We start from the raw sequence: 19874 nt of genomic DNA, 5'->3' as shown, positions 1-19874 counted from the left end.
CCAACCGCGGAGCCTCCGCGCGCGTCACCACTCGCCTGGCACCAAAGGCGCAAGAGATATTCTACATGGCCCTTGAAATCACCGTTTCGAGTCGCTACACAGTGCCCACGCCACCGCGGCCGACCACCCTCCGCCGCGTGACGCTCTGCTGGGGAATAGGTTAACGGTAGACCCACGGACTCTGACTCCGTTAGTCCTGGTTCGAATCCAGGTTCCCCAGCCAAACCTATTTTGCACCGGTGGTTTCAGGATTGATCGGGCGTCGGGGCGACTGGCTCGGGTATCGTTTCTGGCCAATGCCTGTCCTCGGAATCCATATATACCTCGACGGCTTTCGTTCCCGATGCGCGATCGGACGCGCATACGCTGCCAAGCCCGCTCGCGCGCCACATCCGCACATGCGCAGCGCACGTGAGAGAGCCTCGAGAGCGATGGATCTGCAGCGGCTGCCGGTGCAGGCTTTGCGCGCTGCGTTCAGCATATAGCGACACATGGCACAAAGAACCTGCGCGTGACCGGAGTCTGCCGCCTGCCCAGCGCATATCTTGTTCTGATTGAATCAGAACAGGAGCTCTAAGTCTTTGATTTGGCGCGTTTCCGAACCGGAAAAGTGTTTCCACTTTTCCTGGAAACGCTCTAGGCCGGGTATCGCCCAGCGAAGCTCCGGCCTTCCATCACCGTCCCTGGTGCGGATCAGGCTCGAGGAAGGGGATACGCGTCGTCCCGATAGAGCGCCGTGATCTGTTCGGCCTCGAGCCGGTGGTCTTCTGTTTCGATGATCGCGCCGGCCAGAAGTTCGGGTGGCATTTCTTCCATCAGGTAACGGAGCGCTTCAGCCGTGCTGTCGAAACGATGATAGCGGACCGACCGGAAACGCTTGGAGCGGGTACCGGGATAGAGTTCGGCGCTCGCGGTGTAGTCGAATGCGGCAAGAGTGGGTTTCACGGCATCTGCTCCTGATCACGGATTGGTGGGTATCGTCGTTCTCTTCATCCGGCGCGGGAGTTTCCAGCCCGGAAACCGCCGCGCCCCGGCCAGATCCGGCCAATCGCTGCAAACAGTGCGTCGTGCTGGATATCCGAGATCGTCCGGACCGAACTCACGCACGAAACGGTCTTTGGGAACGCGCGAGGGTCGGCTTTCGGCAGAAGCGGATATATGGTGCGTTGGCAGGTCAGATACAATGCAGGGCCCCTGCCCTAAACAGGCGGCCCGATATCCGGCCTTCGCGCTTGCGAACCATCATGCTAGAAAATCCATGCGGTCCAGGGCTCGGGATCACACACTGCGCGAGATACCCCATGAGAGCCTGCACGAGGACCATCTCAATGGGCAAATTCACGCAAGACGCAGCTCTTGAGGCGCTGGGCTGGTCTCGTTTTTTCGACGATCAGGTCGCCGATGACGAGGCCGATCTGGTGCCGGTGCGCATCGCCCATATCCACCGCGCGCGCATGATTGGCCAGTCCGCCGCCGGGCCCGTAGATCTGGCGCTTTCGGCCAATGACACGGTGGGTGCCTACGCGGTCGGCGATTTCGTCCTTGCCGAGCCCCTGGGGCTGACCGTGCGCCGGCGGCTCGAGCGCGCATCGCTTCTCTCAAGGCGCATGGGCGATGGCAGCACCCAATTGTCCGGTGCCAATATCGATACGCTCCTGATCGTCACGTCCTGCAACGGCGATTTCAGCGTGCCCCGTCTCGAACGCTATCTGGCCATGGCGCATCAGGCCGACATCGCGCCGGTTCTGGTGCTGACCAAGGCCGACACGGCAGAGGACGCGGGCGCCTTCGTCGCAGAAGCGTCCGCCCTTGCGCGAGATCTGCCCGTACGCCTCGTCGATCCGCGCCTTGCCTCGGCCCGCGAGACCCTGGCGCCCTGGTTCGGGCCCGGCAAGACCGTGGCGCTCACCGGCTCTTCGGGGGTGGGCAAATCGAGCCTCGTCAACACCCTGGCGGCCGCAGACACGGGACCCGCCCAGCTTACCGGCGCCATACGGGACCATGATTCCATGGGCCGGCACACCACCACGGCGCGTTCGCTTCATCCGGTCGCGGGGGGCGGATGGGTGCTCGACTCCCCCGGCATCCGCACACTGCATCTCGGGGAAATGGCCGAAGGGCTCGACATCGTCTTTGCCGAGATCACGGACCTTGCGTCCCAATGCCGGTTCGGCAACTGCACCCATTCCCACGAGCCGCGCTGCGCCGTGCTCGCTGCGGTTGCGCGCGGCGAGATCGACCCCGACCGCTTTGCGCGCTGGCGCAAGCTCCATGACGAGAACCTTGCCGCCGAAGCGCCGCGCCCCGGCCGCCGCTAGAGCGGTTTCAGGACAAGTGGAAACGCGCTTCCGGTTCGGAAACGCGACACATCAAAGACTTGGAGCTCGCGCCGCGCTTGCCGGACGGCCTGATCGGCACTATCGCAGCTATATCGACGGTGACAACCGAACGGACAGAGCCATGACCTCCCCCATCACCTGGCAACGGATTGAAGGCCTCATCATCTTTTGCACGGGCCTCGCCCTGTCCTGGCTCTGGAACGAGGGCATGGCCTGGTGGGCCGCCTTGCTCTTCTTCTTTGCGCCCGATCTGGGGTTTCTGGGCTATCTCAAGGGCCCGAAAGTCGGCGCCTTCGTCTACAACGCAGTCCATATCTACGGGCTGGGCGCCGGGCTCCTCGCCCTTGGCCATCTGGTGTCCGCGCCCCTGCTCGTTGCGCTGGGCACGCTCTGGCTGGCCCATGCGGGGTTCGACCGCGCGCTGGGCTATGGGCTCAAGACCACCGAGGGCTTTTCCTTCACCCATCTGGGCCGCATCGGCCGGCGCAGATAAGCGGCACCCGCGCGGGCCGAATGCCCTAAGGCAGATCCGGCAGGTCCGCGATCAGCTTGTCGAGGGTTATGGGGAAATCGCGCACCCTGACCCCGCAGGCGTTGTAGACCGCGTTGGCCAAAGCCGCCCCGGCTCCCGATATCCCGAGTTCGCCGATGCCCTTGGCCAGCAGCGGGTTGGCGGCGTGATCGCGTTCCTCAAGAAACCTCACCTTGAGCTGAGGCACGTCAGCATTGACCGGCAGGTGATACTCGGCGAGATCGCGGTTCACGATCGCCCCATGGCGCGTGTCGTGGATCATCTCCTCGGTCAGCGCCCCGCCGATCCCGAAGACGATGCCCCCATAGCACTGTGAGGTCGCGGTCTTTTCATTGAGGATCCGCCCCGCAGCGAACGTCGATTCCATCCGCCGCACCCGCACCTCACCGGTATGGGCATTGACGCCAACCTCCGCAAAATGGGCCCCGAACGCGGCCTGAACGAAATTCTCGCCCGTCTCACCGGGCTCGATCGTCGCCGTGGCATCGAGCGGCCCGGTGTCGAGGTCCGCGAGGGGCACAGAGATATTGCCCATCCGCGCCATGCCGTCCGACAGAACGAGCGTATCGACGTCCCCGCCGAGCTGGCCGGCGATCGCCTCGCGCAGTTTCTCGCACGCAAGATAGACCGAGGAGCCGGCGCTGGCCGCCCCGAAACTTCCTCCCGACCCCGAGGCCGGGGGGAACGTCGTGTCGCCCAGATGAACGGCCACATCCTCGACACGCAGCCCCAGCAATTCCGCCGTGATCTGGGCAAGCACGGTATAGGTCCCGGTCCCGATATCGGTCATGTCGGTCTCGACAAGCGCCCGGCCGTCGGGCTGCAGCGAGACCCTGGCGCTCGACTTGATCAGCATGTTGCTGCGCGCCGCAGCGGCCATGCCCAGCCCGATCCACCATTCGCCGTCCAGCGTCGCGGCAGGCTGGCGGTTGCGCCGCGGCCATCCGAAGTCCCGCGCCCCGATCGTCAGGCACTCGGCCAGCGAGCGGCTGGAAAAAGGGAGATCGGAGCCCGGGTGCCGATCGGGCAGATTGCGCAGGCGCAACTCGACCGGATCGAGACCGAGCTTTTCGGCAAGCTCGTCCATCGCGCCTTCGAGCGCCAGCATGCCGACGGCCTCGCCGGGCGCGCGCATCGAGCCCGACAGCACCTGATCCATGCGCACGATCTCGTTGCCAAAGGTCCGGTTTGCACCGCCATAGAGGAATTTGGTCGCCGCGCTCACCGGCTCGGAAAAATCCTCGCCGTCGAGGTTCGCCGTCAGCGTCTCGTGCGCAACGGCGGTGAGCCGTCCGTCCGTGTCCGCCGCCAGCCGCACCCGCTGGCGCGTATTGGACCGGCGCACCGTCGTCTCGAACACCTGTTGGCGCGTCATCACCACCCGCACGGGACGGCCCAGCGCCTTTGCAGCCAGCGCCGCCGCGACGCTTTCGGCTGCAATGCCAAGCTTGGCGCCGAAGCCCCCGCCGACATAATGGGCCCTGATCCGCACCTTCTCGATATCAAGGCCAAGCGCGTCGGCCAGCTGCATGCGGTTGGTCGAAAGCATCTGGTAGGAGCCGTAGAGCACGAGGCTGTCGCCTTCCCAATGGGCGAGGCTCGCATGGGGCTCCATGGCGGCGCTGGTCTGGGACGGCGTCGTCCAGACTCCGTCGACCCGGCCATGGGCCTGGGCCAGCGCCGCATCGATATCTCCCTGGCTGCTCAGGGTGCTGTCCTTGGGCTGGGCCTTGCCTTGCTCCGCGTCGAAGTCGAACCGGCCCTCGCCCTTCTCATAGGTTACCTCCAGCGCCTGGGCCGCGTGCCTGGCTTGCTCAAAGGTCGTCGCGACCACCAGCGCGATCGGCTGGCCGAAATAGGCGATCTCGCGCACACCCTGGCACGGGGCTTCCGTCGCCATCCCTTGAGCCGAATTGCGCAGGAACAGGTCGAAATCGGTGACCACGCCGAGGACGCCAGCCATCGCTTCTACGCCGCCGGCGTCGATCCGGGCCACGCTCCCCTTGCCGATCTGCGCGCCAACGAGCACACCATGCGCCATTCCGGGGAGCTTGAACTCGGCCGCGTACCTGGCCTGTCCGGAGACCTTGAGGGGCCCCTCCACCCGGTCGATAGGCCGGGAGATGATGTTCTGGTTGGTGCTGTCGAGGAGGCTGTGCTGGACGGGCACGTCCATCTTCAGGCTGGTTTCCATCTCACTTCTCCCCCGCGCAGGCGGCGTCCAGCACGCTGGCGAGCGTGCGGCGCACCAGCGGAATCTTGAAATCATTGCTGCCATGACCTTGGGCCTCGCCCAGCACCATGTCCGCGGCGCGCTGCCAGAGCGCGGGCGAGGGCGCCTGCCCCACCAGAGCCTCTTCCACCGCCCTGTCGCGCCAAGGCTTGGGCGCCAGCCCACCGAACGCCAGCCGCGCCGTCGCGATCCTGCCGTCGACGAGTTCGACCACCGCCGCGACCGACGTCAGCGCAAAGGCAAAAGAGGCCCGGTCGCGGACTTTGCGGTAGATGTGCCGCCCGCCCGGCGGCGCGGGCAGCGTCACCGCGGTGATCAGATCGCCGTCGTTAAGCGTGGTTTCGATATGAGGCGTCTCGCCGGGCAAACGATGAAGGTCCCCGAGCGCAATGGTTCTCGTGCTGCCATCCGCAGCGAGCACCTCGACCCGCGCATCGAGTGCCAACATCGCCACCGCCATGTCAGAGGGGTGGGTGGCGATGCAGTGCGCGCTGGCGCCAAGGATCGCGTGTATCCGGTTTTCCCCCTCCAGCGCGGCGCAACCCGAGCCCGGATCGCGCTTGTTGCATGGCATTGCCGGGTTATAGAAATAATAGCACCGCGTGCGCTGGAGCAGATTGCCGCCCGTGGTCGCCTTGTTGCGAAGCTGACCCGATGCCCCGGCCAGCAGGGCCCGCGAGAGCACCGCATAGTCGCGCCGCACCCTCGGGTCTGCGGCAAGGTCGGAATTTGTAACCAGCGCGCCGATCCGAAGCCCGCCCTCGTCGGTCTGCTCGATCGTATCGAGCGGAAGCCGGGAGATGTCGATCAGCGTCTCGGGCCGTTCGACCTCGATCTTCATGAGGTCGAGAAGGTTGGTGCCCCCGGCGATGAACCGCGAAGCGGGCGCCGCCGCGCCCAGTTCCGCCGCCGCCTGGGCGCTCGGCGCCCGCTGGTAATCGAACGGCCTCATGAGCGGTCCCTCCCCACGTCTGCAATGGCATCGACGATGTTGGGATAGGCCGAGCACCGGCAGATGTTCCCGCTCATGCGCTCGGAGATTTCCGCCGCGCTCAGCTCGGGCGCACCTTCGAGGTCATCGCTGACATGGCTGGGCCAGCCCGCCTTGATCTCCGCGAGCATCGCGGTCGCCGAGCAGATCTGCCCCGGCGTGCAATAGCCGCACTGATAGCCGTCATGGGCAACGAACGCCGCCTGCAGCGGCGACAGCGCATCGGGGGTGCCCAGCCCCTCGATGGTGACGATCTCGTCGCCCTCATGCATCACCGCCAGCGTCAGGCAGGAATTGATCCGCCTGCCGTTGAGCAGCACGGTGCACGCCCCGCACTGGCCGTGATCGCAGCCCTTCTTGGAGCCGGTGAGATCGAGATGGTCGCGCAGCACGTCCAGAAGGCTGGTGCGCGGGTCGACGTCGAGCGCATGGTCGGCGCCGTTGATGGCAAGGGTCATCTGCATGAAGGCCTCGGAGGGACAGTGAGGGTGTCCTTCCCTCAATGGCCCGGCACGGCATGGCGTTCCCTGCGGTGTGTCGATCCCCGGGGGCGCCTGTCTCTTCCCCCGGGGCTCGCAGCATCAGATATCGAAATTGGACGGCAGCACGATCATGTCGCGGATAGTGACATTCCGCGGCCGGGTCAGCATGTAGATCAGCGCGTCGGCGACCTCTGTGGGCTCCATCAGCGCGCCCTTGTCCTTCATGGCCTGCAGCCGCTCGGGCTCCCAGTCCGAAAGCAGAGCCGACACCACCGGCCCGGGCGACACCTGCCCCACGCGCACTCCGTGGCCCATCAACTGGCGCCGCATGGTCTGCACGAAGCTGGTGATCGCCCATTTGGACGCCGAATAGACCGGCTCGACGTGAATGGCCGCATGTCCGGCGATCGAGCAGGTCACGATGATATCGCCCGCCCCGCGCGCGATCATGTGCGGCGCCACCGCGTGCACGTTCTTTATCACCGCATTGACGTTGAGGTTGAGCATCCGGTCGATGGCGGCGGGATTGGTCTGGGTGAGATCGCCCCCGATATAGCTGCCCGCATTGCACAGCATGATGTCGATCTGCCCCGCCTTCTCGAGAATCTCGGGCACCATCGCGTCGCAGCTTTGCTGATCGAGCAGATCGGTGCGCTGGACGATGACCTTCTCGCCCAGCTCACCCGAAAGCGCCGCCAGCGCATCGGCGTCCCGGTCCACCATCACCACGGTGGCACCCGCCTCGAGCAGCGCCCGCGTGGCGCTCAACCCGATCCCCGAGGCCGCCCCGGTGACCGCCGCGATTTTCCCTTCAAGCGTTGCCGCCATGTCTATGCTCCATTGATGGTGTCGAGGCCCGGTTCAGACGGCGAGGAAGCCGCCGTCGACGGGCAGGACCGATCCCGTGATCATTGCCGCGTCGTCAGATAGCAGCAGGCTTAAGGCGCGCGCCACGTCCTCGGCCTCGGCGAACCGCCCCACGGGGTGCCGGGCCATCATGGGCGCGCTTTTCTCTTCGTCGCTCCAGGCGGCGGCGGCCAGTTCGGTGAGCGTGATCGTGGGCGCGAGTGCCACGACGCGGATGCCGTGCGGCCCCAGTTCGCGCGCCATCACCCGGGTCGCCGCCTCCAGCCCCGCCTTGGACGCCGCGTAGCACAGATGGTCGGGGAAACCCCTGTGGCCAGCGATCGAGGTGATGTTGACCACCACGCCCCCGCCGCCCGCCGCGATACGCGCGCGCGCGAACTGCTGGGTGCAGACCAGCGCGGCGCGCAGATTGATGTCCATGACCGTGTCGTAGCCCGCATCGGTCATCTCCAGCACGCCTTCGAGCACATTGGTGCCCGCGCAGTTGATGAGGAAATCTGCCGGCCCTGCCTCGGCCATTGCGGCACGCGCGCCCGCGGACGAGGCGATATCGGCCACGATCGCCCGCCCGCCGATCGCCCCGGTGAGGCTGTCGAGATCGGCCTTCGTGCGCGCGATCGCCACCACGTCCGCCCCGCGTGCGGCCAGCAGTTCGGCGCATGCCCGCCCGATGCCCTTGCCGGCCCCGGTGATGATTGCGGTCTTGCCTTGAAAATCCATCGAAACGCTCGCCGATTGCGCGACCCGCCCCGGGGTCACAGGAAAATGACTTGGCGCCCCGGGGCGCCGGATCGATCAGCTCGAAGCTCGGAGCCCGCCCGCGGCACGCACCTCGCGCGCCACCGCCTGCAGCTTGAGAAAGGCCGCATAGCGCGCGTCATGGGTCGCCCCGATCGCCCCGCCTGCCGGCTCATAGGTCTTGGCGAAGGTCGACAGCGCCGGCATGGCGGTCCGGATGTCGGGGAAGGCGCCCGAGGCCACTGCCCCGAGAATGGCCGAGCCCAGCAGCACAGGTTCCGCGTTGGCGGTCGAATGGACCGGCAGGCCCGTGGTGTCGGCAAGGATCTGGCGGATGAGCGGATGCTGGCCCGCGCCCCCGCTGATCGCGATCGCCTCGACACCCTCGCCGTGCTGGCCCTGGGTTTCGATGATCTGGCGCAGCCCGTAGCCCAGCCCGCAGATGCCGGCCACGTATAGCGCCACGAGGCTGTCGAGGTCGCGCGCCATGCCCTGCCCCACCACCACGGCGCGGGCGTCTGGATCGGCAAAAGGCGCGCGATTACCCAGGAACTCGGGCACCACATGCAGGCCCTCGGCCAGCGCCACCGCCCCGGACGGGTCCGACGCGAGCGCCCCTGCCCTGTCGGCCAGCCATACGGGCAACGCCACGTCCTCCTTGCGCGCCGCAGCCTCGGCCTCGCCGTGCGCCGGGTGAAGGGTCACAAGATGGTCGATGGCCGCCCCGGCTGCGGATTGACCGCCTTCGTTGAGCCAGGCACCCGGGATCATCGCGGAATAATATGGGCCCCAGACGCCGGGCACGAACACCGGCGTCTCGGTCGTCTTCATGGTGCACGACGAGGTGCCAAAGACATAGCCCAGCGTCTTTATCGGATCGCCGGCCCCGCCCCGTGCGCCCACGGTGCCGATCCCGCCCGCATGGGCGTCGATCAGCCCGGCGCCCACCGCAGTGCCCGGGTTCAGCCCCAGCTCGGCCGCAGCCGCCTCGGTCAGCCCCTGCCCGAGCGGCGTACCGGGTTCCACGATCTCCTGCCCGATCCGCCGGAAATCCTCGTCCGCCAGATCGCCCAGCCCGATGGCCCGAAAATAATCCGGATCCCACCGCTTTTCATGGGCGAGATAGGTCCATTTGCAGGTCACGGTGCACGAAGATCGCGCGAGGCTGCCGGTCGCCTTCCAGCCGAGAAAATCGGAAAGGTCGAAAAAGGCATCGGCTGCGCCATAGATCGCGGGCCTGTTCTCCTTGAGCCAGACGAGCTTGGGCGTCTGCATTTCCGGCGATATCCGCCCGCCCACATAGTCGAGGACCGCATGGCCCATGGCGTTGATCCGCGCGGCCTGTTCGGTTGCGCGATGATCCATCCACACGATGATGTCCCGCTCGGGATGATCGGCATCGCCAACCGGCAGCGACGCGCCGTCCGGGCCCAGCACCACCAGCGAACAGGTGGCATCGAACCCCAGCCCGACGATGTCGGATGCATTCACGCCCGACCGCGTCATCGCCTCCCGGGTGGCGGCGCACACCGCCTCCCAGACCTGCGCGCTCGACTGCTCGACCATGGAGCCGGGACCGCGATGAAGCGCGATGTCGCGCTTGGCCGTCGCCAGCAGCGTGCCGGCGTTGTCGAACACGCCCGCCCGCGCCGAGCCGGTCCCCACGTCGATCCCGACGAAGTGGCGGGCCTGCGGTGCGCTCGAGGATGGGTTTGCCATGGTCACGCTCGCCCCCTCGCTCAGCGCCATTCCCGGCCGATATAGATGGCCAGCAGAATGATGAGGCCCTTGATGACGTCCTGAAGATAGGGGTTGATGCCCATCAGGTTGAGGCCGTTGTTGATGATGCCGAGCAGCACCGCGCCGATCAGGGTTCCCAGGATCAGCCCTCGGCCCCCCGAGATCGCCGCGCCGCCCAGCACCACCATGGCAATCGCATCGAGCTCGAAGGCGACGCCTGCGCCCGGCTGGCCGCTCATCAGCCGCCCGGTCAGCACGATCGCCGCCATGGCCGAGGTGAACCCCGAGATCATGAACACGAGGAGCTTGACGCGCTTGACGTTGACGCCCGAAAGCTGCGCTGCAGTCTCGTTGCCGCCGATGGCATAGACATGCCGGCCAAAGGACGTGCGCTGCAGGATCACCCAGGCCAGCGCATAGAGGATGACCATGATGATCACCGGCACCGGAATGCCGCTGATCCGGCCGGTGCCGAACCAGGAAATCCAGCCCGGCAGGCCGCTGATGGGATACCCGCCCGAATAAACGAGGCCCAGTCCACGCGCGACCAGCATGGTCGCCAGCGTCACGATGATCGCCGGCATCCGGCCCCAGGCGACGAGGAACCCGTTGAACAGCCCGAACAGGACGCCCACGCCAATGATGCCGAGCAGTCCCACGGCTCCGGGCAGGCCCATATTGACCATCAGCCCCGCGCCGATCGTGCCGCACAGGGCCATGACCGCGCCGACCGAAAGATCGATGCCCCCGGTCAGGATGACAAAGGTCATGCCGATCGCCAGGATGCCGATGATCGACTGCTGGCGCAGGATGTTGAGAATGTTGTCGACGGTAAAGAAGTTCTGGCTGGCGAACGCCATGGCGATCGACACCAGCGCAAGTCCGACCAGAGGCAGGATCAGCGGAGAATGACGGATGCGCGAGGCGATGGCGGTGCCGAGGGAAGCCACCGGGCTCGCCGTGGATTCATGCGACATATTTGAGCTCTCCTGTGGTGGCATTCGTCATGACGGTTTCAGCGCTGATCTCGGCGCCATCAAGGGTGGCCACGATAGCGCCGCTGCGGAAGACGCAGACGCGATCTGCCATCCCCACGATCTCGGGCAGTTCCGATGAGATCATGATGATGGAGAACCCGTCTTCGGTCAGCTTGCGCATGAGGTGATAGATTTCGGCTTTGGCGCCCACATCGATTCCACGCGTGGGCTCGTCGAAGATCAGAATCGGAGTGTTGTGGTTCAGCCAGCGCGCGATCACAACCTTCTGCTGGTTGCCGCCGGACAGCGTATCGCAGGCCGCATGGGGCCCGGGCGCCTTGACCCGCACGTCGTCCATGACCTTCTGGGTGTGTTTCGTCTCGGCGCGCAGATCGAGGAACAGTCCGAGCGTGCGATATTTCGCGTAATTGTTCAGTGAAACGTTTTGTGCAATCGAGAACGGCGTGATCAGCCCCTGCTCCTTGCGGCTTTCCGGCAGGAGGCCAATTCCCCGGGCCAGCGCTTCGGTCGGATTGGACGGCGTTTTGGGGTTGCCGTTGATCTCGACATCGACGGTGGCGGCCGGATAGGCCCCCATGATCGAGAGGGCGGTTTCCGTTCGACCCGAGCCCACAAGACCCGCAAAGCCGAGGATTTCGCCCTTGCGCAGCGTAAAGCTGCTCACCGGGCCGGCCTTGCGCAAACGGATTTCCTTGGCACGGACGACGACCTCAGGCATGCCGGAGCGCTCGGGCTTGGTCGGAAAATTCTGCTCGATCCGGCGCCCGACCATCATTTCGACCAGCCGGTCGGTATCGATTTGCGCGGTCTCGCTCGTGCCCACATATTCCCCGTCGCGCAGCACGGTGATGCGGTCGCATATCTCGAATATCTCTTCGAGATGGTGCGAAATGAAAACGAGGGCCACGCCCCGGGCGCGCAGATCTCTCATGACCTTGAACAGGTGCTCGACCTCGCCCGGCGTCAGGGTGGCTGTCGGCTCGTCGAGCACGAGAATTCTGGCGTCGAGGGTCAGCGCCTTTGCGATTTCGACGAATTGCTGGGAAGCGACGCTGAGCTTGGCGATCGGCTGATCGAGCGGAACGTCCACGCCGAGCCGGCCGAGCACCTCACTTGCCTTGGCGCGCATCCCGGCCCGATCGAGAAGGCCGAAGCGGTTCCGCATTTCCCGCCCGAGGAATATATTCTCTATGGCGTTGAGATAGGGGATGAGACTGAATTCCTGGAAGACGATCCCGATCCCCGCCTCGATCGCCTGATTGTAATTGGCAAAATTGCGCGGCGTGCCATCGATGCTGATGGTCCCTTCGTCGGCGCTGATGATCCCGCTCAGGATCTTCATCATCGTCGATTTGCCAGCGCCGTTCTCGCCCAGAAGCGCGTGCACTTCACCGGCACGCACATCCAGATCGACGCCGTGGAGCACCTTTATGGGCCCGAAAGCCTTCCTGATCCCCTTCATTTCCAGCATCGATCACTCCCGGATTGATCCTGTGCCCGGGGATGGCCCGGGCACAGGTTCTGGTTCACATTACCACGCAAAGTCGGCGGCGTTCTCGCTGTCGACCACGCGGACGTCGATCGGGACCTCCGCAGGCACCACGCGTGCGCCCCAGTACTGGGCAAGGGCCATGCCGAGGCCAACGCGAACCTGGTCGCGCGGGAACTGGGCCGTGGTCTCGATGAAGGCCGTACCGTCGGCGATAGCCTGAATTGCTTCGGGTGCACCGTCGACCGAGGTCAGCTTGATGTCGCGGCCCGAGCCCTGGATCGCGGCGAGAGCGCCCATGGCGCCCCCGTCATTGACCGAGAAGATACCGGCGAGATCGGGGTGAGCCTGGATCATGTTCTCGACCACGCCGAGCGCCACCGAGCGGTCCTGACGGCCGTTCTGGGTGTCAACAAGCGTGATGCCCTCGTATTCTTCCAGCGCTGCGGTGCAGCCCTCGACGCGCTCGAGGATCGGCACGACCGGGATGCCGTCGAGAATGGCGACTTCACCCTCCCCGCCCAGCTCTTCGGCAAGATACTGGCACGACAGGTAGCCCGCATCGCGGTTCTTGGAGCCAACGAAGGTGTCGACCGGGCCGTTGGCGTTGGCGTCGACGGCGACCACGATCACGTCGCGTTCCTTGGCCATGTGCACGGCAGACTCGATACCGGCGGAATCGGTGGGGTTGAGCAGGAGGATGTCGATATCCTGCTGGAGCATGTCCTCGACGTCCGAAATCTGCTTGGCGACGTCATGGCCCGCATCGGTCACGATCACTTCGGCGCCGATCTGGTCGGCCGCTTCCATCAGCGCTTCACGCATGGACACGAAATAGGGGTTGTTCATCTCCTGGAAAGTCATCCCGATCTTGAGGGGATTGTCCTGGGCCGAGACGCTGGCAGCCGATGCGGCGAGCGCGATGGCGGCGGTGGATACGGAAATAAGCAAGGTCTTCATAAGGTCCTCCCGTTGATGAAGCTGGGTAAAGCTCTCCCGGTCCGCAGACGGGATGCCTGCGGCTGATCGAGCAAATCTGGGGTTCGTCAGGGTGTCAGGCCGGCATGCGCACGGCCTCGTTCTCCGCGAACTTGGCGCGGAATTCGGATGGCGACATTCCCTTCAATCTCAGGAAATGCCGGTTGAAATTGGAGAGGTTGGAAAATCCCACCTCGAAACACAAATCCGCGACCTTGGCATCGGGATCGGTCAGCAGCATCTTGCAGGCCAGGTCGATCCGGAGCTGGTTCCTGAACCGCACCAGCGTCGAGCCTGTATGGCGCTTGAACGAGCGGGAAAAGGCGCTTGGGCTCTGGCCCGTGAACCGGGCGAACTCGGCCTCGCTGATCGGCGCGGTCAGGTTCTCGCGCAGATAGGCGATGGCCCGGTTCATGTCCGATTCCTCGGCCTTTTCCATGTCGAGCAACAGGCTCATGCTCGCGAGGGTCTGGGTGTTGGGCGCGTTGACCAGAATGTCGAGGATCTCAAAGAACAGCCCCAGCCGAAGCACGCCGCGCGCCTCGGTTAGCCGCTCCATCAGGGGGCGGACCTTGGCGCCGGTCCTGTAGTCGAACAGGATGCCCCGGCGGCTGCGCTCAAGCAGGGCGCGCGCCGCGTCCATCTCGGGGAACGCCTGCAGCGCGTCCTCGATGAAGCTCTCGGGAAACTGGATGACCTCGGTGCGCCGGGGCGCGGTCTCGTCCGATCCCAGATCGCTGATCCAGTTCTGGGGCAGGTTCGGACCGGTCAGGATCAACTGCCCGGGGCTGAATTCGCCCACGTGATCGCCCACATAAAAGCGCCCGGACGTAGCGACGACGAGATGGATTTCGTATTCGGGGTGATAGTGCCAGCGGACCGTGCGGAACGGATAGCCGTGGCGCCAGGCTGCAAACGACTCGCCTTTGCGGATGTGAACCAACTCGAGATCGAGCTGCATCGCGTCCTCCCTGGACTTGTCCCGGTCGGCCCGACCCCCTCGAACCGCCTTGTCTTCATTAACCGAAGTGTAACACCCCCACTGCGCCCGGGGCCACATGATGCCGGACAAAAAGCTGGTACTTTTTTGACCCTCACATCCGAATTTCGACTCCGCCCGGCATGCTTCGGGCCATACCATAAAGGGATTTCGGGCCGGAGACGGGCCCAAAACCGCAGCGATACTGACATATCTTCCGATAGTTTACGGGCTCCCCGACAAAGGGGCCCGGTTTCGCTTTGGCCCGAAGTCGGGGCTTCCGGGCCAAAGAGCTAATACTTTTCCATCAGTTCCGCTCGCCGCTCAGCCTTCCATGTCGATCTGGATCTTCACGTCGGTTTCCCGAGCTTCCACGGCCCGGTCGAACGCGGCTATGGACTGGCTGAACGGCAGGGTGGCCGAGATCAGCGGCTTGAGGTCCACCTTGCCCGACGCCATCAGCGAGATCGCCCGGTCATAGACATTGGCATAGCGGAAAACCGTCTCGATCCGGATTTCCTTGGCCTGAAACGCCACCACGTCCACCGGCACGGGATCGACGGGCATGCCGACCAGCACTGCGGCGCCACCGGGCCGCACCAGCGCGGGCAGCCCCAGGATCGCGGGCGCGGCACCCGAACACTCGAAGACCACGTCCGCGCCCCAGCCGTCGGTCGCCTCCATGATCGCGTCCGCCGCTGAGGTCTCCCTTATATTGATGGTCTCGACGCCCTCGTAGCGCCCCACGATATCGAGCTTGGGCTGGGCCATATCGGTCACATAGACCTTCGCGCAGCCGCCTGCGAGCGCGGCCAGGGCTGTCATCATCCCGATCGGCCCGGCGCCGGTCACCACGCCGATATCGCCCGGCCGGATCCCGGCGCGCATGGCGGCCTGCATGCCCACGGCGAAGGGCTCGACCATCGCCCCTTCGGCAAAGGACACAGAGTCGGGCAGCTTGTAGGTGAACGCCGCCGGATGGACCACGCGCGGGGTCAGGCAGCCATGGACCGGCGGAGTCGCCCAGAACCGCACCGCGGGGTCGAGATTGTAGATGCCCAGCCGCGAGGCGCGCGATGTCGGGTCGGGAATGCCCGGCTCCATGCACACCCGGTCCCCGACCGAAAGGCCCGCCACGTCTGAACCCACCGCGACCACGACGCCCGATGCCTCATGGCCGAGAATCATCGGCTCGCGGACCACGAAGGGCCCGATCTTGCCATGGGTGTAATAGTGCACGTCGGACCCGCAGACCCCGACCGTGCGCACCTCGATCACCACATCGGCCGGCCCCGGCTCCGTCTCGATCGCAATCTCCCGCAGGGCGAGCTTGCCCTTTTCTTCAAGTACCAGCGCCTTGGCCATGGCCCGAACCTCACAATCAGATTGATACCGCGCCCCGCACGGGAGCACGCCTCACCCTAAGCGCGCGCGAATGGAAATGGGAAGGCATCTCGGCCCGCCGGCAAAATTCGTATGCCTTGGGGCGCCGAACCGTACAGGTCACCGGGGACGCGCGGAGCAAGCGCTATTTGTGATGCTCGCGCAGATAGTTGACGAGGTTCTTTCCCGCCGCGTCGACATGCCGGCGCGTCAGCTCGGCCGCCAGCTTGGGCTTGCGGCTCTTGCAGGCGTCGAGGATCGCCTGATGTTCGGTCGTTGCATTGCGCAGCCCCTGGGTCAAAAACAGCACCAGCCGCACATAGCGCTCCACCAGATCGTTGGTCTTGTCGATCACCGAGAGGAAATAGGGCCGGTCGCAATCGCGATAGAGCGCGTTGTGGAATTCGCGGTTGAGATCGCCCCAGCGCACCGGATCGGTCTCGGCGGCAAAGGCATCGCAATGGCGCTGGGCGCGCTCGAGGGACGCTTCGGTCATGAGCGGCACGGCGGCCTCGATAACCGCTGGCTCGACCAGCGCGCGAAACTCGAAGATCTCGATGATCTGCTCGGGCGACAGCGAGGCGACCACCACGCCCTTGTAGCGCTCGGACACCACCAGCCCCTGGGCCTCGAGCCGCTGCATGGCCTCGCGCACGGGGATGCGGGAGACGTTGAACATCTGGGCGATGGAATCCTGGCGCAGCGGCTCGCCCTCGGCGATCTCGCCGCGGATGATGGCATCGCGCAGCGCGTCGTAGATGACGTCCGACGATGACGCCTGTCGCCCCAGATCAAGCGTCTTGAGTTTCAAGCCTTTGGGCAACTGCCACAACTCCCGGTCCGCCGCATCGCTCAGCCGCCTTTCAGCCGCAGGGAAGCGAAGGTGCATACTGCGGCGCCGATTTCAATCGGCGTCCTGCATTCGAGCACTTAGTATATTGTAGATTGGATACGATTATGCAAACGTAATGTTAAGTCGGCCTGTTGGGGGCCGGTGAGGGAAGCATAATTCCAGCCAACAAAGAGAGGGACAACCATGAAATTTCCTGCACTGATCGCGGCGGGTTCGGTCGCCATGAGCCTTGTGGCCACGACGCCCGTCTTCGCCGACAAGCTCGACGACATCATCTCCTCCGGCGTGCTGCGCTGCGCGGTCACGCTCGATTTCCCCCCCATGGGCTCGCGCGACGACAACAACGAGCCGGTCGGCTTTGACGTCGACACCTGCAACGACCTCGCCGCCGCGCTGGGCGTGGATGCCGAGATCGTGGAAACCCCCTTCCCCGATCGTATCCCGGCTCTGGTCTCGGGCCGCGCCGATGTCGGCGTCGCCTCGACCTCCGACACCCTCGAGCGCGCCAAGACCATTGGCTTTTCGATCCCCTATTTCGCGTTCAACAACGTGGTCCTCACCCGTGAGGACACCGGCATCGAGAGCTATGAAGACCTTGCGGGCATGAACCTGGGTTCGGTCGCGGGCGTCTTTGAAGCCATCGCGCTCGAAGAGGACTTCAACGAGTGGGATGCCGGCGGCTCGTTCCGCACCTTCCAGAGCCAGGCCGACGTGTTCCTCGCCCTCAACCAGGGCCAGATCGACGCCACCGTCGTCACCGGCACGGTCGCCGCGGCAACCGTCAATGAAGGCAATTTCGACGGCTTCGTGATCGCGGACGAAGCGCCCTATCTCGTCGACTATGTGGGCCTGATCACGCTGCGTGAGGAATACGGCCTGATCAACTACCTCAACCTCTTCGTCAACCAGCAGATCCGCACCGGGCGCTATGACGAACTGTTCGAGAAGTGGGTCGGTGGCGGCGCCGAAGCTCCGGACCTGAGCGTCCCGGGCGTCTACTACTAAGAGCCTGTTCAGCGGGGAGCCCTCACAAGGGGCTCCCCGTCTTCGTTCTTCTGGAGCGCACGCGAGGGTCCGGCAAAGCCCTGGGGGTGGCGCGCAATCAGGGAAGACGCATGTTCGACATCAACTATACCTTCCACTGGAATCAGGCCTTCCGCGCCCTGCCCGACATGCTTGCGGGCGCCTGGATCACGCTCCAGATCGCCGTGCTCTCCATGGTCATCGGCATAATCGTCGGAGTCGTCCTGGCGCTGGCCAAACAGTCGCGCTTCGTTGCTGCGCGCGGGTTCGCCACAACCTGGATCGAGATCGCCCGCAACACGCCGGCGCTCTTTCAGGTCTATATGATCTACTTCGGCATTCCCGCGGTGCTCCAGCTCGTTGCGAGCTGGTTTGACATCGATTTCCGCGCCATGGGGATCAACATCTTCTATCTGGATTCCTACTGGGCGGTGCTGGTCGGGATCGCGTTCAACAACGCGGGCTATCTGGCCGAGACTTTCCGGGGCGGGCTGCGGGCCGTGCCCGACACCCAGACGCGCGCCGCGCGATCGCTGGGCTTCGGGCCCTTCGATGCCTTCCGCCTCATCGTCCTGCCGCAGATGTTCCGCGCCGTGTTCCACCCCATGACCAACCAGATGGTCTGGGCGATCCTGATGACCTCTGTCGGCATCTTCGTGGGGCTCAACATCGACCTCACCGGCGTAACCCAGGAGCTCAACGCGCGCACGTTCCGCACCTTCGAGTTCTTCGCGCTCGCCGCGGCCATCTACTACGTCATCGCCAAGATCGTCACCAGCGGGGCCCGGCTCATCGCCTGGCGCCTGTTCAGGTATTGAGGGAGGAATAGACCATGTTCGGAACCTCCATCACCTGGGGCGACATATCTTTCATGCTCAGCGGCGCGGGGCTCACCCTTGCGATCACCTTCTGGGCTATGCTCGGCGGTACGCTGGCCGGGCTCGTCTTTGGCGTCATCAGGGCCCAGTCGCCCTGGTACGTGAACTATCCGCTGGGCACCGTGCTCGACGTCCTGCGCTCGGTGCCACTGCTCATCCAGTTCATCCTGTTCAACTCGTTCCAGTCGATCATCGGGCTCAACATGAACCCGTTCGTGGTCGGCTGCGCGGTTCTTGCGGCCTACACCGCCGCCTTTTGTACCGAAATCGTGCGCGGGGGCATTCTCTCGGTCCCCACGACCACCCGCAGGGCCGCGCGCTCCCTGGGCCTTACCTACTGGCAGGATCTGCGCGAGATCGTCCTGCCGCTCGGCACACGCGTGATGCTCCCTTCATGGATCGGCCTGACCCTCGGCGTCATGAAGGACACCGCGCTGGTCTACGCCATCGGGGTCATCGAGCTCCTGCGCTCGTCCCAGATCATCATCACCCGCAAGCCTCACGAGGCGCTGGTGATCCTTGCGATCGCGGGGCTCATGTATTTCATCGTGAGCTTCCCCGTCTCCCGCCTTGGCGCTCACCTCGAAAGGAAATGGCGAGAAAATGATTGAGATCGAGAACGTCAAGAAATCCTTCGGTCAGCTCGAAGTCCTCAAGGGCGTCTCCATGACGGTCGACAGGGGCGAGGTCGTCTCGGTCATCGGCGGCTCGGGGTCGGGCAAGTCCACCATGCTCATGTGCATCAACGGGCTCGAGCCGATCGACGAGGGCCGCATCCTCGTGGACGGCACCGAAGTGCACGCCAAGGACACCGATCTCAACAAGCTGCGGCGCAATATCGGGATCGTCTTCCAGCAGTGGAACGCCTTCCCCCATCTCACCGTCCTCGAGAACACTACCCTTGCCCTGCGTAAGGTGCTGGGCAAGTCCAAGAAGGACGCCGACGAGATCGCCATCAAGCAGCTCGAGCATGTGGGGCTGGGCGACAAGCTCAAGATGTATCCCTCCAAGCTCTCGGGTGGCCAGCAGCAGCGCATGGCCATCGCCCGGGCGCTGGCCATGGAGCCCAAATACATGCTGTTCGACGAGGTGACCTCGGCCCTCGATCCCCAGCTCGTGGGCGAAGTGCTCGACACGATGCGGCTTCTGGCAAACGAGGGCATGACCATGATCGTGGTCACGCATGAAATGGCCTTCGCACGGGAAGTGTCCAACCGCGTCGCCTTCTTCAAGGACGGGCTCATCCACGAGATCGGGACACCCGCCCAACTCTTTGAATCCCCCGAAAGGCCCGAGACCGCCGATTTCCTCAAATCGGTTCTCTGACCCCCCTCCGGAGTGGCGTCGGGAAGCTGACCCAACGGATCGAAA

Annotated in this window: 19 protein-coding genes and 1 tRNA gene; 7 read left to right on the top strand and 13 right to left on the bottom strand. The window is 64.9% G+C overall.

Features of this window, described 5'->3' with window-relative positions; all coding sequences use genetic code 11:
• Positions 1-149 precede the first annotated feature (149 nt).
• Positions 150-223: transfer RNA gene (locus EO136_RS18115), tRNA-Gln, on the top strand.
• Between the two features lie 470 nt (positions 224-693).
• Here the strand turns inward: EO136_RS18115 and EO136_RS18110 are convergent.
• Positions 694-945, bottom strand: coding sequence for a hypothetical protein (locus EO136_RS18110; RefSeq protein ID WP_127145793.1), 252 nt, complete (start codon positions 943-945; stop codon positions 694-696).
• A gap of 383 nt (positions 946-1328) precedes the next feature.
• On the opposite strand from EO136_RS18110, the gene rsgA reads away from it, so the two are divergent.
• The gene (gene rsgA, locus EO136_RS18105; protein WP_127145792.1) at positions 1329-2318 is read left to right on the top strand and encodes a ribosome small subunit-dependent GTPase A; all 990 of its coding nucleotides are present in this window, start codon (positions 1329-1331) and stop codon (positions 2316-2318) included.
• A 142-nt stretch (positions 2319-2460) separates the two neighbouring features.
• On the top strand, positions 2461-2832 hold the full coding sequence (locus EO136_RS18100) for a DUF4260 domain-containing protein (protein ID WP_127145791.1): 372 nt from the start codon (positions 2461-2463) through the stop codon (positions 2830-2832).
• 25 nt (positions 2833-2857) lie between these two features.
• On the opposite strand, the gene EO136_RS18095 is transcribed toward EO136_RS18100, so the two are convergent.
• The 12 genes from EO136_RS18095 to EO136_RS18040 all read right to left on the bottom strand — a co-directional run bounded on the left by EO136_RS18095 (position 2858) and on the right by EO136_RS18040 (position 16572).
• Positions 2858-5065 carry a xanthine dehydrogenase family protein molybdopterin-binding subunit gene (locus tag EO136_RS18095; protein WP_127145790.1) on the bottom strand — a complete coding sequence of 736 codons (2208 nt, stop codon included), beginning with the start codon at positions 5063-5065 and terminating at the stop codon, positions 2858-2860.
• A 1-nt stretch (position 5066) separates the two neighbouring features.
• Positions 5067-6056, bottom strand: a complete 990-nt coding sequence (locus EO136_RS18090; protein WP_127145789.1) for an FAD binding domain-containing protein — start codon at positions 6054-6056, stop codon at positions 5067-5069.
• Positions 6053-6559: a 2Fe-2S iron-sulfur cluster-binding protein gene (locus tag EO136_RS18085; protein ID WP_127145788.1), complete on the bottom strand. Its 507-nt coding sequence runs from the start codon at positions 6557-6559 to the stop codon at positions 6053-6055. The genes EO136_RS18090 and EO136_RS18085 overlap by 4 nt, the downstream gene beginning before the upstream one ends.
• A 117-nt stretch (positions 6560-6676) precedes the next feature.
• On the bottom strand, positions 6677-7405 hold the full coding sequence (locus EO136_RS18080) for an SDR family oxidoreductase (protein ID WP_127145787.1): 729 nt from the start codon (positions 7403-7405) through the stop codon (positions 6677-6679).
• A 33-nt stretch (positions 7406-7438) separates the two neighbouring features.
• On the bottom strand, positions 7439-8164 hold the full coding sequence (locus tag EO136_RS18075; protein WP_127145786.1) for an SDR family oxidoreductase: 726 nt from the start codon (positions 8162-8164) through the stop codon (positions 7439-7441).
• Between the two features lie 75 nt (positions 8165-8239).
• A complete protein-coding gene (locus tag EO136_RS18070) occupies positions 8240-9901 on the bottom strand; it encodes an FGGY-family carbohydrate kinase (RefSeq protein WP_127145871.1) in 1662 nt (553 codons plus the stop codon).
• Between the two features lie 20 nt (positions 9902-9921).
• On the bottom strand, positions 9922-10899 hold the full coding sequence (locus EO136_RS18065; RefSeq protein ID WP_127145785.1) for an ABC transporter permease: 978 nt from the start codon (positions 10897-10899) through the stop codon (positions 9922-9924).
• The gene (locus EO136_RS18060; protein ID WP_127145784.1) at positions 10889-12391 is read right to left on the bottom strand and encodes a sugar ABC transporter ATP-binding protein; all 1503 of its coding nucleotides are present in this window, start codon (positions 12389-12391) and stop codon (positions 10889-10891) included. The genes EO136_RS18065 and EO136_RS18060 overlap by 11 nt, the downstream gene beginning before the upstream one ends.
• 60 nt (positions 12392-12451) lie before the next feature.
• On the bottom strand, positions 12452-13369 hold the full coding sequence (locus tag EO136_RS18055; protein WP_127145783.1) for an ABC transporter substrate-binding protein: 918 nt from the start codon (positions 13367-13369) through the stop codon (positions 12452-12454).
• Positions 13370-13463: 94 nt separating this feature from the next.
• On the bottom strand, positions 13464-14348 hold the full coding sequence (locus EO136_RS18050) for an AraC family transcriptional regulator (RefSeq protein WP_127145782.1): 885 nt from the start codon (positions 14346-14348) through the stop codon (positions 13464-13466).
• A 342-nt stretch (positions 14349-14690) separates the two neighbouring features.
• Positions 14691-15731, bottom strand: coding sequence for an NAD(P)-dependent alcohol dehydrogenase (locus EO136_RS18045; protein WP_127145781.1), 1041 nt, complete (start codon positions 15729-15731; stop codon positions 14691-14693).
• A gap of 163 nt (positions 15732-15894) precedes the next feature.
• Positions 15895-16572 (bottom strand): GntR family transcriptional regulator, encoded by a 678-nt coding sequence (locus EO136_RS18040; protein ID WP_246018440.1) that lies wholly within the window; start codon positions 16570-16572, stop codon positions 15895-15897.
• 213 nt (positions 16573-16785) lie between these two features.
• On the opposite strand from EO136_RS18040, the gene EO136_RS18035 reads away from it, so the two are divergent.
• The 4 genes from EO136_RS18035 to EO136_RS18020 all read left to right on the top strand — a co-directional run bounded on the left by EO136_RS18035 (position 16786) and on the right by EO136_RS18020 (position 19829).
• On the top strand, positions 16786-17607 hold the full coding sequence (locus EO136_RS18035) for an ABC transporter substrate-binding protein (protein ID WP_127145779.1): 822 nt from the start codon (positions 16786-16788) through the stop codon (positions 17605-17607).
• A 110-nt stretch (positions 17608-17717) separates the two neighbouring features.
• Positions 17718-18443 (top strand): amino acid ABC transporter permease, encoded by a 726-nt coding sequence (locus tag EO136_RS18030; RefSeq protein ID WP_127145778.1) that lies wholly within the window; start codon positions 17718-17720, stop codon positions 18441-18443.
• A 14-nt stretch (positions 18444-18457) separates the two neighbouring features.
• Positions 18458-19114 (top strand): amino acid ABC transporter permease, encoded by a 657-nt coding sequence (locus EO136_RS18025; protein ID WP_127145777.1) that lies wholly within the window; start codon positions 18458-18460, stop codon positions 19112-19114.
• Positions 19107-19829 carry an amino acid ABC transporter ATP-binding protein gene (locus tag EO136_RS18020; RefSeq protein ID WP_127145776.1) on the top strand — a complete coding sequence of 241 codons (723 nt, stop codon included), beginning with the start codon at positions 19107-19109 and terminating at the stop codon, positions 19827-19829. The genes EO136_RS18025 and EO136_RS18020 overlap by 8 nt, the downstream gene beginning before the upstream one ends.
• The last annotated feature ends 45 nt before the right edge of the window (positions 19830-19874 follow it).

This window comes from Pelagibacterium montanilacus, from assembly GCF_003992665.1.
Taxonomy (GTDB): Bacteria; Pseudomonadota; Alphaproteobacteria; order Rhizobiales; family Devosiaceae; genus Pelagibacterium; species Pelagibacterium montanilacus.
Note: the sequence above shows the minus strand (reverse complement) of the source record. Positions and strands in the feature narration are given on the sequence as shown.